Source organism: Caryophanon latum (assembly GCF_001700325.1).
Classification (GTDB): domain Bacteria; phylum Bacillota; class Bacilli; order Bacillales_A; family Planococcaceae; genus Caryophanon; species Caryophanon latum.
This window is the reverse complement of sequence record NZ_MATO01000006.1, coordinates 19,992-36,184: the sequence shown is the minus strand read 5'-3', so window position 1 is coordinate 36,184 and position 16,193 is coordinate 19,992. Positions and strand designations below refer to the sequence as shown.

At 46.1% G+C, this 16,193-nt stretch carries 12 protein-coding genes; 1 reads left to right on the top strand and 11 read right to left on the bottom strand.

Annotated features, from left to right (window positions below):
- Positions 1 to 137 precede the first annotated feature (137 nt).
- The 10 genes from A6K76_RS01670 to A6K76_RS01625 form a co-directional block, all read right to left on the bottom strand.
- Complete coding sequence (locus tag A6K76_RS01670) at positions 138 to 1,301, bottom strand: PDZ domain-containing protein (RefSeq protein WP_083995178.1); 1,164 nt, start codon at positions 1,299 to 1,301, stop codon at positions 138 to 140.
- A 96-nt stretch (positions 1,302 to 1,397) separates the two neighbouring features.
- Positions 1,398 to 1,943 carry a TlpA family protein disulfide reductase gene (locus A6K76_RS01665; RefSeq protein ID WP_066461455.1) on the bottom strand — a complete coding sequence of 182 codons (546 nt, stop codon included), beginning with the start codon at positions 1,941 to 1,943 and terminating at the stop codon, positions 1,398 to 1,400.
- 68 nt (positions 1,944 to 2,011) lie between these two features.
- Positions 2,012 to 3,343, bottom strand: a complete 1,332-nt coding sequence (locus A6K76_RS01660) for a murein hydrolase activator EnvC family protein (protein WP_066461454.1) — start codon at positions 3,341 to 3,343, stop codon at positions 2,012 to 2,014.
- 15 nt (positions 3,344 to 3,358) lie between these two features.
- The gene (gene ftsX / locus A6K76_RS01655; RefSeq protein ID WP_066461452.1) at positions 3,359 to 4,243 is read right to left on the bottom strand and encodes a permease-like cell division protein FtsX; all 885 of its coding nucleotides are present in this window, start codon (positions 4,241 to 4,243) and stop codon (positions 3,359 to 3,361) included.
- The gene (ftsE, locus tag A6K76_RS01650; protein WP_066461450.1) at positions 4,233 to 4,919 is read right to left on the bottom strand and encodes a cell division ATP-binding protein FtsE; all 687 of its coding nucleotides are present in this window, start codon (positions 4,917 to 4,919) and stop codon (positions 4,233 to 4,235) included. Before ftsE ends, ftsX begins: the two co-directional genes overlap by 11 nt.
- A gap of 273 nt (positions 4,920 to 5,192) precedes the next feature.
- Positions 5,193 to 6,329 carry a DUF4097 family beta strand repeat-containing protein gene (locus A6K76_RS01645; RefSeq protein WP_066461449.1) on the bottom strand — a complete coding sequence of 379 codons (1,137 nt, stop codon included), beginning with the start codon at positions 6,327 to 6,329 and terminating at the stop codon, positions 5,193 to 5,195.
- A gap of 214 nt (positions 6,330 to 6,543) precedes the next feature.
- A complete protein-coding gene (gene uvrA / locus A6K76_RS01640; protein ID WP_066461447.1) occupies positions 6,544 to 9,387 on the bottom strand; it encodes an excinuclease ABC subunit UvrA in 2,844 nt (947 codons plus the stop codon).
- Positions 9,388 to 9,403: 16 nt separating this feature from the next.
- A complete protein-coding gene (uvrB, locus tag A6K76_RS01635; RefSeq protein WP_066461443.1) occupies positions 9,404 to 11,377 on the bottom strand; it encodes an excinuclease ABC subunit UvrB in 1,974 nt (657 codons plus the stop codon).
- A 335-nt stretch (positions 11,378 to 11,712) separates the two neighbouring features.
- On the bottom strand, positions 11,713 to 13,506 hold the full coding sequence (locus A6K76_RS01630; protein WP_066461442.1) for a carbon starvation CstA family protein: 1,794 nt from the start codon (positions 13,504 to 13,506) through the stop codon (positions 11,713 to 11,715).
- A gap of 271 nt (positions 13,507 to 13,777) precedes the next feature.
- On the bottom strand, positions 13,778 to 14,014 hold the full coding sequence (locus tag A6K76_RS01625; RefSeq protein WP_066461441.1) for an IDEAL domain-containing protein: 237 nt from the start codon (positions 14,012 to 14,014) through the stop codon (positions 13,778 to 13,780).
- A 295-nt stretch (positions 14,015 to 14,309) separates the two neighbouring features.
- Here A6K76_RS01625 and A6K76_RS01620 point away from each other — a divergent pair, with 295 nt between their 5' ends.
- Positions 14,310 to 14,801 (top strand): competence protein ComK, encoded by a 492-nt coding sequence (locus tag A6K76_RS01620; RefSeq protein WP_066461437.1) that lies wholly within the window; start codon positions 14,310 to 14,312, stop codon positions 14,799 to 14,801.
- Between the two features lie 108 nt (positions 14,802 to 14,909).
- Here A6K76_RS01620 and prfB read toward each other — a convergent pair.
- A protein-coding gene (prfB, locus tag A6K76_RS01615; RefSeq protein ID WP_139108633.1) for a peptide chain release factor 2 occupies positions 14,910 to 16,008 on the bottom strand; the annotation gives its coding sequence in 2 pieces (ribosomal slippage) (positions 14,910 to 15,935 and positions 15,937 to 16,008; 1,098 coding nt in all).
- Positions 16,009 to 16,193: the final 185 nt, after the last annotated feature.

Below are 16,193 nucleotides of genomic sequence, written 5' to 3'. Positions count from 1 at the left end.
AACTATATAGACGGTGAATATATTTTCGTGTTTTGTTAGTCGACTCTGTTGTCGTTATAAATCTTCATCACCCTCTATATAAACGAAAAAGCTAGCGTATAAGTTCGTCATACGACGCACCTACATGCTAGCTTTCTTTACACGAGTAATAGCCCGATGCGGTAATGATCTTCAGCGAAAACGGCGTGCTGCGTTAAGCGCACTTCGTTATGATGGTCAAGCACCTCTAATTTACAGTACGCTGCGTTAATTTGTAGCGCCTTATATAGCTCGTCCTCTGTATGTACATATTGCCCGTTCACACGTCGAATGCATTCACCAACGACTAAACCCATGCGCTCAGCTGGTGAATCCGCTAATACACCGGCAATAATAACACCTTCTTGCTTCGGCTGTACCGCAAATGATTTGCCGCTTTGCGAACGCGCTGCTTGCCACGTTAACAGTAAACGTCCAATCACACCAATTGCTAAGCCGATAATGCCAAGCTCCGGTAAAAACAACGTCGCCAAACCGATCGCAAACACGACTTCACCTAGCCATATAACGCGCTTACCAAGCTGTGGATACATGTATTGTGGTAGCGTCTCACGCGTCACATGTTGGAAGCCAATAATCATCGGGAACAGTAAAAATGAAAACTGCGTATGCCCTAATGAAAATTGCGGCCAATATGGAAACAACGCAGAAACAGCATCACCTGGTATGATGAAAAACATCGGCAGTAGCCAAAACTGCTTCGACTTATACTCAATTGCCGATAAGCCGCGTTTCGTCGTCGTTAATACAGGCGAAGCAAATCGCGCTGCATGTCGTCGAATTAAAATCCCTTCAGCAATTAAAAACATTGCCGCAAATAATGTGACACATACGACTGTGCCACCCCAAACATTTACCCCTTCAAACGTATATGACAATAGCGTTAATGACCATTCCTGTCTTGTCACGAGCCATAACGCCGCAAATGCAGCCACGAACGCATAAATCGGCGAGCCTAATGTATATGTAAATGTGAGCAATCCAAGAAGCATACAAACCGTCAGCAATAATACCCACTGTAGCGGTACTGTCATTCCAATCGCAAAGCTCAGCACAGAAATAATGACACCGAGCAATAAGCCGTCTCGCAACATGCTCGTCACCTCTGAGCTACCTGGGAGTAAACGTCGATTAAAGTGATAACGTTCACGCTTTACGCGACTAGAAGCTATTACTACAGCTACGATCATCGCTACATACACAATAGGATTCATTAAAAATCGTACAATTGCCCAAACTATTTCCATGAAAAATTGTTGCACTATCGTCACCTTCTGTTCTCATAAATCCACATTACCATTGTACCAAATGGCGCTCGTCTTGGAAATGCTAAGCGGTACATTATTAAATTCGGCGCTTTACTCCAGCTTTCCGACATATTCCTTCAGCATCGCCTCGTCGACCGGTCCTTTAATTTCATGCTGCACACGACCGTTCGTATCGATCATAAACGTCGTCGGAATCGTTAAAATACGGTACGCGGCATCGACTTCACCGTTCACATCGACCGGCATCGTGAGCGTTAGACGATATTGCTCAATAAACTGATCGACGCGCGTTTTATTTTGCTCGCGCGCATGTAAATTGACGGCGACGACCTCGACGTTATGTGCGTCTCCGTATTGATCAGCGTATCGCTGCAAAGCCGGCATCTCTTCACGGCACGGCGGACACCACGACGCCCAAAAGTTTAGCACGACCTTTTTATTTTGCAATGCATGTAACGAAAACGGCTCGCCACTCGTCGTTTGCAGCTCAATTTCCGGGGCAACCTCGCCTTTTTGCAGCGTCGTCATCTCAACTTCCACCCCGTCCGCTGTCGTTTTCGTCCGCTGCTCAATAAACATAAATATAGCTACACTACAAAGCACGAGCAGCACAACTAAACTTACCGCCTTTTTCATCCGATTTCCCCCTTCGTATGGAAAAGGCTGCGCTCGCGTTAAAAAACGTGTAGCACAGCCTCGATTGCTTATAAGGAGATGTAGCGCAGCGGGTTAATGACTCCCTCTTTTTGTCCGCGCCACGGTCCTGTATGAATTTCAAAATGTAAATGCGGGCCGGTTGATCGACCAGTGTTCCCCATCTTCGCGATTTCTTGACCAGCTTGTACAACGTCACCTACGCTCACGCTAAACGAGCTTAAATGCGCATATACAGACGAGAACGTTTCACCGTCAATTGTATGCACCATCATAATGACGTTGCCGTAGCCGCCCATCGTTGAAGCGTACGTAATTTCGCCGCCCGCAGCTGCATAAATTGGCGTGCCGACTGCGTTCGCAATGTCGATACCGTAATGATACTCAGGACCGCTGCCAATATCGCGCCAGCCAAAGCCTGATGTGAAGCGCCCTTCAGCCGGACGAATCCACGTTCCTGCTGGTAATGCGGGCACAACTTCTTCGACATCATCGCTTTCCGTAAGTGTCGCTGATGTATACGAGCTCGTTTGCTGTGCGGCAAGACGCGCCTCTTCTGCTAAACGAGCTTCCTCGGCAAGTCGGGCTTGCTCCGCTAAACGCGCTTCTTCTGCCAACCTTGCTTGCTCAGCAATAATCGCCTGTTCTAGCTCCGCACTTAACGTTAACGCCTCTGAATATTGTTCCTCTAGCATCGCCTTTTGTTCATATAAACGAGCTTGCTCTGCCTCAAGCGAATCAATCGCCGCATTATTTTCTGCCTTTTGCTCGGTCAGCTCATCGTTTAATGCGACAAGCTCCGTTTTTTGACGTTGCTCCTCTTTGCGCTGCTCCTCTAGCTCTTCTTTTTGCGCTTCGATTTGGTCGCGGTCTTGTTGTTGCTGCTCCATAATCGAACGGTCTGCTTCAATTAACGTGTTCACTGCAGTGAAGCGGTCAATTAAATCCGCAAAGCTGTTCGCCCCTAAAATAACGTCAACGTAGCTAACAGAGCCCCCTGCTTGAATCGCACGCGCACGATCTGCAAGCAATCGGTCACGCTCCGCAATTTTTTGTGCAAGCGCATCAATCGACTGCTCCAGCTCATCAATTGCTTGCTCCGTTTTGGCAAGCGTCTCGTTCGCTCGCATAATAAGACTCGCCGTTTCGGTAATTTCTGCGCTTAACTTTTCAACCTTTTGCGTTAGCGCATCAATTTGTGACGTCGCGTCGTCTAATAACTCATCGTTCTCCTCAAGCGATGAGTTTAATTCGTTTTGTTTCATTTCTGTTTGCTGCTTTTGTTGCTGTAGCTCGTTTAACGTTTCGGCATAGCTTACCGGCTGAAACGCCATCGTGAGCAGCATAACGGGAATGAATCCTTTTTGCCAACGTTTACTCATAAACTTCTCCTTTCGCTATACACGTAAAAACTTGCGCACCGACATAAAGCTTCCAACAACGCCAATTACAACGGCTAACAATAGTAGTAGCCCTGCAACCTCAAGTGTAATCGCCCCTGGTTTCACGAGCTCAATTAAGTCACCGGAAACACGCGGCGTCACGAAATCATACAGCTGCTTGTATAAAAATGCCGTTAAGCCCATCGGAATGAGCGCACCAAACATACCTAACCACATACCTTCTAATAAAAACGGCAGGCGCACAAATGAGTTCGTTGCCCCAACGAGCTTCATAATTTCAATTTCATCCCCGCGCGCAATAATCGTAATGCGAATCGTATTTGAAATTAAAAATACAGCCGTAAACAATAAACCTAAAATTAAAAATAAGCCGACGTTACGTGCAACGCTTAATGCTTTAAATAAACGCTCTACTTTATCCTCACCGTACACGACATCATCGGTATTGCTTAAATAATTAATTTCCTCCGCTAGCTTCGGAATATCCTCTGGGTTTAACGCTCGCACGTAAATGACGTTATGCAGCGGATTGCTTTGCTCATACAGCTTCCAATCATCACCAAAATCCGCAATGAGCTGATCAAGTTCCTGCTCCTTTGACGAATATTCGTACTCGGCAATAGCAGGCATATGCGCAATTTCATTTAACAGCTGCTGCTCCGCGTCGGCATCGGCAGTTAGCTCAATTAACACTTTAATTTCAACGTCTTGCTCTAAGTTGCTCGCAATATGGCTTAAGTTCGCCATTAAAATCGCAAACACGCCAACGAGCATGAGCGTTACCGTTACCGCACTAATCGAGGCAAACGTCATCCAGCCATTTCGTCCGAGCGAGCGGAAACTTTCGCGCACGTGGCGACGTAACGTACTAGTTTTCATAGCCGTAGTCACCTCCGTACTCATCGCGCACAATTTTCCCATGATCGACCGCAATGACGCGGCGACGCATCGTATTCACAATATCTTTATTGTGCGTTGCCATCACAATCGTCGTACCGTCACGATTAATTTGCTCAAGCAAATCCATAATTCCCCACGACGTTTCCGGGTCTAAATTCCCAGTTGGTTCATCGGCGATAATAACAGCTGGCTTGTTCACAATCGCGCGTGCAATCGCGACTCGCTGCTGCTCACCGCCTGACAGCTCCTGCGGCAAGTGCTTCGCTTTTTTCGTCAACCCTACTTTTTTTAGCACGTCAATAACGCGCTGGCGAATGACTTTCGGCTCCGCTTCCGTCACTTCAAGCGCAAACGCAATATTTTCATACACGGTCAGCTTCGGCAACAGCTTGAAGTCTTGATATACGACGCCGAGCTGACGACGAAGAAGCGGCACTTTTTGGTCTGATATGCTCGTGACGTTCATGTTGTTCACGACGATTTGACCTTTCGTTGCACGCTCTTGTCGATACATTAGCTTAATGAGCGTCGTCTTCCCTGCACCACTTGGACCGACGACGTACACAAATTCACCTTTATTAATTTTGACGGATATTCCGTTTAATGCGACGACACCATTGTCGTATGTTTTATATACATCATGCATTTCAATCATCGTTAATCCCCTAGCTTTCAAATTGCTTGTTCTCCACCATAACGCGGCGTTGCTGTTTACATTGAGACGAGCATGAGCCTCTTGTTTCAAACACCCTATATGCATGAACACTATTTTACGGTAATGAACCTAACTTTTTTACAGAACAATCACTATTATACCATTCCATGCTTTCATTATATCGGCAAGCGCTTGAAAAAAAATAGTATGTAAACGTCGCCGCCACAACAAAAAAACGGCGAAGGAAACGTATTGCTTCCTCCACCGCGTTCATTATACTGTTTGCGTATCGACTGGCGCGTATTGCACTGTAATGTTGCCTGCTTTCGTCTGTCCGTCCACGTATAGCTTTTGCGTTTGTGGCACTTCCTTCTCAAAGCTCGTCACTTTTTGTAAAAACTGCTGCTCGTGCTCGTCTTTTGCGACGTCGTTTAAGCGTATGTCCACTTTACCGAGGTTCGATACAGCTTTTCCTTTTAGTGACATGTTGTTTGGAATGTACAGCTCGACGTTCCCTGCAACGGTTTCTGCTTTAATTTTAGAAGCAAAAATCGTTTTCGTCGTCACCGTCACATGCCCGTTTAACGATTTCGCATCGATGTCTTCAATGACGCCATCGATGTACACGCGCCCGTTCATCGTCTCAACTTCTAAGTCACGACCCTTTATTTGCTTTAGCTCAATCGCGCCGTTACTTGACTCTGCATGGCAACGCGTAAACGCCACTTCATGCGCTGTAATTGAGCCGTTATATGTTTTCACGCGCAGCTTTTCCGCTCCAACTTGACGAAGCTTCACCGCACCGTTTAATAGCTTTAACGTAATCGCCTCATATTGCTTCACTGGCACGTATAGCGTCAAATTCACTTGCATCATTTTAAAGTCGCTAATGAAGCGCAATGTCGCGGAGTCCGCTTCTGCAACGAAACGCTTGAAAAACGTCTCCTCCAGTGATGCTTCCCCTTCGTTACGTAAGCCTGCCTTCACTTGGCAAAGCGCCGTAATCGTATCGTCCGCTGAAGGCTCGATCGTCACGCTACCGTGGGGTAAATCAACGGCGATGTTTTGAATAGCGATGCTGTCGAATGTGTACGTATGCTCAAACTCCGTCGCCCCAACTTGTGGGAAGTCGAAATCTTTCACGCGGTTTAATGCGCTTGAAATAATGTCAATGAAGCGCGTGCCAACTTTTGAAAACTCTGCTTGCATCGAGTCAAACGGTGATGCACCGCCTTCTTTTTTATCAAAAAACGATTCATCAAAAAATGGTGCTGTATGCTTTGGCTCGGCTTGCTCCTCGATCGGTGCTTGCTTCGGGTTGTCGAGCGCCTCCAGTAACGTTAATGCCTCCTGCGCTGAAATTGTACCGTTTTCCACTAGCTTTAAAATTCGCTGACGTTCGTTTTGCATTGTACCATCATCCTTTTCTGTTCGATATAGCGCATCATATATGTGCTAATGCTATGTTGATGTCCGTTCCATTAGCTCGCTTTCCTGGGGGCATAGCTTGAGCCGCCTCGTCACGACTGCGGGATCTCTATTCCCCTAGGAGTCTCGTCCATCAACTAGCAACTTATGTGATGCGTTATATTACTAATACGTACGACAGACGAAAAAGTTTCATTTAGTTTTGCGCTCTCGCTTTATCGCGCGCCAACGCTAGCTTTAAATATTTCCCTGTGCTCGATGCTTCGACGTCACAAATGTGCTCTGGCGTACCGGTTGCGACGATCATGCCACCACGGTCGCCACCTTCTGGACCGAGGTCAATGACGTGATCGGCCGTTTTAATGACGTCTAAATTATGCTCGATCACTAGCACGGTGTTGCCGCCGTCTACTAAACGGTGCAGCACGTGTAGCAGCTTCGCAATATCGTGCGCGTGCAGTCCGGTCGTCGGTTCATCTAAAATGTAAAACGACTTGCCGCTTGAACGACGATGCAGCTCGGACGCTAGCTTCACACGCTGCGCCTCACCACCAGAAAGCGTCGTCGCCGATTGCCCGAGCTTAATGTAACCTAAACCAACATCGACAATCGTTTGAATTTTACGCTTAATTTTCGGGTGGTTTTCAAAAAACGTTAAGCCTTCTTCTACCGTCATCTCTAAAATGTCCGCAATGTTTTTGCCGCGATACTTTACTTCGAGCGTTTCGCGGTTGTAGCGCTTGCCGTTACATACTTCACACGGCACGTATACATCTGGTAAAAAGTGCATTTCAATCTTAATAATGCCGTCCCCTTTACATGCCTCACAGCGCCCGCCTTTAACATTAAAGCTAAAGCGCCCTTTTTTGTAGCCGCGCAGCTTCGCCTCATTCGTTTGCGTAAATACATCGCGGATATCATCAAACACCCCTGTATACGTCGCAGGGTTTGAGCGCGGCGTACGCCCGATTGGTGATTGGTCAATGTCGATCACTTTCTCAAGCTGCTCCGTGCCGCTAATTGTTTTATATTTCCCTGGACGAATTTTTGCACGCGTCACTTTTTGTGCGAGCGCCTTATATAAAATGCTGTTAATAAGCGTTGATTTGCCTGAACCTGACACACCGGTAACGGCGATAAACTGACCGAGTGGAAAATCGACGTCGACATTTTTTAAATTGTTTTCCGCCGCGCCTTTTAGCGACACGATGCGACCGTCATGCTCACGGCGTTCTTCAGGCACCGCAATAAACTCCTTGCCGCTTAAGTAGCGACCCGTTAGTGAATTGTCGTCGTTCATCACTTCTTCCGGCGTCCCTTGTGACACAATTTGCCCACCGTGAATACCTGCCCCCGGTCCGATATCGATTAAATGGTCCGCCGCAAGCATCGTATCCTCATCGTGCTCGACGACGATTAACGTATTGCCGATGTCGCGCATATTTTTTAGCGTTTGAATGAGTCGATCGTTGTCACGCTGATGCAGACCGATTGACGGCTCATCTAAAATGTACAGAACGCCCGTTAAACGTGAGCCAATTTGCGTCGCTAACCGAATGCGCTGCGCCTCACCACCTGAAAGCGTCCCAGCTGTGCGGCTAAGCGTTAAATAATCTAAGCCGACATTCACTAAAAACGTCAGTCGCTCCTCAATTTCACGCAAAATTAAACTCGCGATTTGGCGGTCGTTCGCTGATAAATCAAGGTCGTTGAAAAACGCACGCAGCGGCGCAATCGCAAAGCTCGTCACTTCGCTAATGTGCAGCCCGTTTACCTTCACCGCAAGCGCCTCTTTTTTTAAGCGGTTGCCATCACACGTTTGACACGCCTGCTCGGTCATGTACTTCTCCATTTGCTCGCGCGTATAATCCGACGACGATTCGCGGTAACGACGACTAATGTTTTCGTACACCCCTTCAAACTGGATCATTTTTTCGCGTACATCACCGTTATCCGTTTCGAAGCGGAACAACAGCTTTTCCTTGCCCGAGCCTTTTAAAATTTTGTTTAGCTTCGTTTTCGGCAAGCTTTTTACCGGCACGTCCATGTCGATATCGTAATGCGTACAAACCGATTGCAACATTTGTGGGTAATATTGCGAGCTAATTGGCTGCCACGGTAAAATTGCCCCTTCACGCAGCGTCAATTCATCATTCGGAATGACAAGCTCTGGGTCCACCTCAAGCTTTGCGCCGAGCCCATCACATGACGGACATGCCCCAAACGGACTGTTAAACGAAAACATGCGCGGCTCGAGCTCACCTATTGAAAAGCCACACATTGGACAGGCGTGATGCTCACTAAAAATAAGCTCCTCCTGCCCGATGACGTCGACAATAATGCGTCCGTCCGCTAGGCGAAGCGCCGTTTCAAGCGAGTCGCTTAAACGCCCTTCGATGCCCTCTTTCATGACGATGCGATCCACAACTGCTTCAATCGTATGCGCTTTATTTTTATCGAGTTCAATATGGTCGTCAACGTCGCGCAGCTCACCGTTTACACGCACGCGCACGAACCCTTCCTTTTTCAAATCATCGAGCAGCTTTACATGCGTTCCTTTTTTCCCTTCAACGAGCGGCGCTAAAATTTGCAGCTTCGTTCGCTCCTCATAACTCATCACGCGGTCGGTCATTTGCTGCACCGTTTGCGATGAAATTTCAATGCCGTGCTCTGGACAAATCGGCTTGCCAACGCGCGCATAAAGCAGTCGCAAATAGTCATAAATTTCGGTCACTGTGCCGACTGTTGAACGCGGGTTGCGGCTCGTCGTCTTTTGATCGATCGAAATGGCAGGTGATAACCCTTCGATCGCATCGACGTCTGGCTTATCTGCTTGTCCTAAAAATTGACGCGCATATGCAGAAAGCGACTCGACGTAACGGCGCTGTCCTTCCGCATAAATCGTATCAAACGCAAGCGATGACTTCCCTGAGCCTGATAATCCCGTAATGACGACAAGCTGGTCACGCGGAATCGTCACGTTTATATTTTTTAAATTGTGCGTTCTTGCTCCTTGTACAACAATTTCAGTATGTTTCATAAGTAATCCCTCTCTATTATGACTTCAGCTCAAAAATCGCATCGCGCAGTTCTGCTGCTCGTTCAAAGTCGAGCGCACGAGCCGCTTCCTTCATTTCAAGCTCGAGCTGCTCAATCAATGCGGCCTTATCTTTTTTCGTCAGCTTTTTCCCACTTAATTTTTTCGTAATCGTATTGTCGGTTTCGTCCGTCTCCTTCGTCGCGCGAATGAGCTCCGGAATTTTTTTCGAGATCGTTTGTGGCGTAATGCCATGCTCATCGTTGTACGCCATTTGAATCGTGCGGCGGCGCTTCGTTTCGTCAATCGCCTTGTTCATCGAGTCAGTCATTTTATTTGCGTACATAATGACCGTACCGTTTGCATTTCGCGCCGCACGCCCAATCGTTTGAATAAGCGAACGTTCCGAGCGTAAAAACCCTTCCTTATCGGCATCGAGAATCGCAACGAGCGACACTTCTGGAATGTCGAGCCCTTCACGCAATAAGTTAATGCCAATTAATACGTCATGCACACCTTGACGCAGCTCGCGAATAATTTCGATGCGCTCTAACGTCTTTACCTCCGAGTGTAAATATTGAACCTTCAAGCCGAGCTCCTTCAAATAATCCGTTAAATCTTCAGACATTTTCTTCGTCAGCGTCGTAATTAATACACGCTCATTTTTTTCAATGCGCGCATGAATTTCATCGATTAAATCGTCAATTTGCCCTTCAATCGGACGAACTTCAATTGTCGGATCAAGCAGCCCGGTCGGACGAATAATTTGCTCGGTCATGTGCGGCGTATGCTCTAGCTCATACGGTCCTGGCGTTGCTGAAACGAACACCGCCTGATGAATGTGCTGCTCAAACTCGTCCCATTTCAGCGGGCGATTATCTAAAGCGGACGGCAAGCGGAAGCCGTGCTCCACTAACACATTTTTTCGCGCCTGGTCGCCGTTAAACATGCCGCGTACTTGCGGTAACGTAACGTGCGATTCATCGACGACAAGTAAAAAGTCGTCCGGGAAATAATCGAGCAACGTGTACGGTGTCGCACCCTTTTCACGCAGCGTTAAATGACGCGAATAGTTTTCGATGCCCGACGTAAAGCCCATTTCCTTTAGCATTTCTAAATCGTAATTCGTACGCTGCTCTAGTCGCTGTGCCTCTAGCAATTTATCTTCGGCGCGCAGCTGTGCTAAACGCTCCGCAAGCTCACGTTCAATGCGCTCAATCGCAATTTTCAACTTCGCCTCGCGCGTAACGAAGTGAGATGCTGGGAAAATCGCAACGTGCTCGCGCTCCCCTGTAATTTCACCAGTCAGCGCGTTCACCTCACGAATGCGGTCAATTTCATCGCCGAAAAATTCAATGCGAATGCAATGCTCATCGCGTGACGCTGGAAAAATTTCTACGACGTCGCCGCGCACACGAAACGTTCCGCGAATGAAATTTATGTCGTTACGCTCGTATTGAATGTCGACTAATTTACGCAGCAGCTCATTGCGCTCCATTTCCATACCTGGTCGTAGCGACACGAGCATTTCACCGTATTCCTCAGGTGAACCTAAGCCGTAAATGCACGACACCGACGCGATAATAATGACGTCCTCACGCTCAAATAACGCCGACGTTGCCGAGTGGCGCAGCTTATCAATTTCATCGTTAATGCTTGAATCTTTCTCGATGTACGTATCCGTTTGTGGCACGTATGCTTCTGGCTGAAAGTAATCGTAGTAGCTGACGAAATATTCGACTGCGTTGTTTGGGAAAAATTGTTTAAACTCGCTATATAGCTGACCAGCGAGCGTTTTGTTGTGCGCCATAACGAGCGTCGGCTTATTAACTTGCTGAATGACGTTTGAAATTGTAAACGTCTTGCCCGTCCCTGTTGCCCCGAGCAGCGTCTGCATGCGCTTGCCTTCGTGAATGCCCGCTACAAGCTCTTCAATTGCTTTTGGCTGATCTCCTGCTGGCTCGTAATGTGATTGTAAGTCAAATTTTGTCACGTGCTCCGCCTCTTTTCTTCGTTCAAATTCGTATCGTTAGTGTAACATATATCCGTTTTCGAATCGAATAAAAAGCGAACGTATGTTTTTAACAGTAATTTATTAAGTTAGACGGTGAATGTATTTTAGCGTTTTGTTCGTCGGCTCTCCACATCGAGGAAGGCAGCGAGCGCCACGTCCATATGGCATTGCCTTCAGAACAAACATCGTGTTCGCCCCCGAGCCCCAGGAACGCGAGCCAACAGCGCGACCATCAACATTTACTTCTTATTACATCCGCACAAAAAAAACACGCGAAAGGAAGCTTCTTCACTTCTCTTTCACGTGTCTTCATATTAAGCTACTGCTTTTTTCGTAAAGCGTGGATGTTTCCACAGTTCACGCCATTTTAATACAGATGTAATAACGATAATTAAACCGAGCGTTAACATAATAATGGATAGCACACCGTTTAATACGTTGAAGCCACCTGCTGCATCGTTCCAATAAACGTTTTTCACCATCCAGAAGCCGGCTACGTTTACCGTAATGTATAAGTACACAAGTGGAATGAAACATGTTAATGCGTAAATGCGCTTGTCCGCCACTTTTAATACGAACGTCACACCACATACTAAACCGATCGACGCCATTAATTGGTTCGATACGCCAAACAACGCCCAAACCGAAGCGATGTCTCCCGAGTTCAGCAAGTAACCCCACATGACGCAGGCGAGCGCACTAGCCCCAATTGCTCCAGGCATCCAGTCCGTCTTTTTCAGTGGCTTGTATACGTTGCCTAAGAAGTCTTGAATTAAGTAACGCGCCGTACGAGTACCCGCATCGATCGCCGTTAAAATGAATACCGCCTCAAACATAATGACGAACTGATAGAAATATTTCGTTAAATGGCTAAACCATTCAACGCCCGCAAAAATCGATGCCATACCGACTGCAAGTGTTACTGCACCCCCTGTACGACCTTCTAAGTCCATACCGATTGCTTCAGACAGCGCCGGTAAATCGACAACGGTCATGCCAAGCTTCGCAAATGCTTCTGGCGTTGAGTTAATCGCAAAATAATCTGCTGGGTGTAAAACTGTTGCGGCAATTAATGCCATGACGCCGACAACACATTCCACTAACATCGCACCGAAGCCGACAAGTCGAATGTCTTCCCAACGATTTAACATTTTCGGTGTCGTACCAGACCCTACGAATGCGTGGAAACCTGAAATCGCACCACACGCAATTGTAATCGATACGAACGGCCATACCGGACCTGCCACGATTGGACCACCGCCGCCTAAAAAGTCTGGAATGATTGCTGGGAACTGAATTGTTGGGTTAATAATGAATACCCCGATAATGAGTGCAATGAATACACCAATTTTCATAAAGCTTGATAAATAATCGCGCGGTGCTAATAAGAACCATACTGGTAATGCCGCCGCAAAAAATGCGTAAATCGGTAAAATGATTGATAACGTTTCACGATCTAACGTTAATACGTCGCCTAACCATGTACCTTGAATGTACGGCCCGTAAAATACTGCCGCAACGAGCAATATGACCCCGATAATTGTCGAGAGCTTTAAGTTACCTGTAAATTTCGTAATAATACCCATTAACATCGCAATTGGAATCGTCGCTGCAACGGCGAACGTACCCCATGGATTTTCTGCTAATGCGCCTAAAATAACCATCGAAAGTCCTGCCATCGTAATCGTAATGATGAACAGCATCGCTAAGCCTGTACAGAAGCCAGCTACTGGGCCAAGCTCCTCACGCATTACTTCCGATAATGATTTACCACCTTTCGTCATCGATGCAAATAACACGACCGCGTCATGCACCGCACCACCGATAACCGCACCGATTAATAACCATAAATACCCTGGTAAATAACCGAACTGCGCAGCTAAAATCGGACCGACAAGCGGACCTGCTGCTGCGATTGCTGCGAAATGATGTCCAAACGCAACCCATTTACTCGTCGGCACGAAATCTTTGCCGTCGTTTTTCTCATGCGCCGGTGTTGGACGATCATCATTAATTTTTAATACGGTTTTCGTAAAGAAAATACCGTAAAGACGATACGCAATCGTTAAAATACAGATTGCTGCAATAACTAATGTAATCGCGTTCATAAAATACCTCCTTTAACTATTCGCTATTTGTTGATACGTTGTTCTAACTTTTACTCGTACTGGCTGAATGTGTGCTGCAAAACTCGTTAAAATAAAGCCCGATCCTCATTACATACGAATCAACTGTTTATACAAAATCTTTGTTCATTGTAGACGAAAAAAACCGAAATGTCTGAAAATTGAATAATAAAAGGAATATTTGGAATAGGCGCGAAAAAATGGACAAAAAAAGAGTTACTCCACAGCTATATTTGAAGTAACCCTTATTCATTTACTGTTCTGCTTGAAGTGCAATATATTCACTTGTATACTCCTTAAACGCTTGCTCATCTCGGACTTGCAATGCCTCATCAATGGCTTGTCGTAGTTTGTCTAATCGCTGCTCACGCTGTAGTCGTTGCAAAAATAAATCTAAATAAATTTCATTCAAAAGCTTCTCGGCATCATTATGCTGTGACGTTTGGTTAATTGCTCGCAAAAAATCTGTATACGAATAAAACTTGTCCATCGCGCTCACCTCTTATCGCTTTTATTTATTATAATATCGAACGGTATCGAATACAACAACATTCAGAAAATTTGATTTTTTCCAATAAAAATGCTTGAAATATTTTTTTAGCCTGTAGTAAAATAAACCTATAGCTATACGATTGTTGTTCTTTCACGCCACAACAACGCAATATCCTCTGGCGCACCTCACTAACAACAAGTTATATGCTAACATTTCCTGCATCTCAGAATGACGCTTTCGAACGATCATTGTATAGCTGAAAAATTTTTAAACCGAGGTGAATTTTTTTGCTATGAAGTTTGAGTTAGAACAGATGCACGATGTCATACGTATTACGGACTATACGATTTCTCAACATACGATGGCCATTTTTGACTGCAATTACAAAGGGCAGTCTAGCAGCTTAATACTCGAAAAAAACAAACGACTATTCATCAAGAAAAAACCAATTCAACTCATCCGCGAAAGCTGCCGTCATTACGGCCTATCCTACACCGAGCGAATTCGCCAAACGAAGCGATATTTCCGCCAAACACATAAACTTCCCATTCTACTAACATATACTCAAACAAAACCATGTATTATCTTCCCATTATATTCTTCACGAACATTCGAAAACGCGTGGCTTAATTTGTATGCCATTCGCAATATGAAAGCGGACGGACAATATTGCACCGTGCAATTTGAAAACGAGTGGATTCCGTTGCCCGCAACGATGAATGTGTTTAAAACACAGTATACGGTTGCGAATTTATATGCACGTAACTTAGAATTGAATATGTAAGCAAAAAAATAGCGCGAACAAAACAAAATGGCATTGGAAAATTGAAATTTTCCAATGCCATTTTTTGCATGAACTATAAAAATGGATAATTAACCGCTCTGTCGTTCATTATAGTTGCGAGCGTAAATACGCATGAATGAACGCGTCTAAATCGCCGTCCATTACTGCACCTGTATTTCCTGTTTCCTCGCTTGTACGGTGATCCTTTACCATTGAATACGGATGGAACACGTACGAACGAATTTGTGAGCCCCAGCCAATTTCTTTCTGGTCGCCACGAATTTCGTCTAGCTCGGCTTGCTGCTTTTCAATTTCTAATTGATATAGCTTTGCCTTTAACATGTTCATCGCTTTTTCACGGTTTTTAATTTGCGAGCGCTCCGCCTGACATTGTACAACGACACCTGTTGGCATATGCGTAATACGAACAGCCGAGTCAGTCGTATTAATGTGCTGACCACCTGCACCTGTTGCACGGTACGTATCAATTTTTAAATCTTCGGTACGCACGTCGATTTCGATTTCATCGTTAAACTCCGGCATTACTTCACACGACACGAATGACGTATGACGGCGACCTGACGAGTCAAACGGCGAAATGCGCACTAAACGGTGAACGCCTTTTTCTGCCTTTAAATAGCCGTATGCGTTATGCCCTTTAATCGCAAGCGTTACCGATTTAATGCCCGCTTCGTCCCCTGGTAAATAATCCATCGTCTCCACTTTGAAGCCGCGTTTTTCTGCCCAACGTGTGTACATACGTAAAAGCATCGAGCCCCAATCTTGAGACTCCGTGCCACCAGCGCCTGGGTGAAGCTCTAAAATGGCGTTATTTTTGTCGTACGGCTCTGATAATAAAAGCTGTAGCTCAAAGTCTGCAAGCTTTGCCTTGAAGTCGTTTAGCTCCGTTGCTAGCTCTGCTTGTAGCTCTTCGTCTGGCTCTTCACGCAGCAACTCCACCGTCATTTCTAAGTTTTCCTGCACGTCCGTTAGCTCCGTATATTCCGCAACCGTTGACTTCAGTGCATTCGCCTCGTTAATGACAGTTTGTGCAGCATTTTGGTCGTTCCAAAAATCTGGATCAAGCATTAAATCTTCTAGCTCTGCAATGCGGGCTTCCTTTTCTTCTAAGTCAAAGAGACCCCCTAAAGTCCGCTAATTTTTTAGCTGTAGTTTCTAACTCGTTACGTGCGTGACCTAATTCGATCATTTTTGTTTCCTCCAAAGTGTTTCATATGTTAAACCATAAAGTAACGTGCTCCAATACAATTGCTCTTCACGTCGAGGCAGGCTTTCCGCGGGCGTGGCGTGAGCCTTTCGTGTCACGCTCACGCTTTTCCCGCTGGAGTCCGCCTCTCGTTCGAGCAATTTGTTCGCACTATCACTCTACAT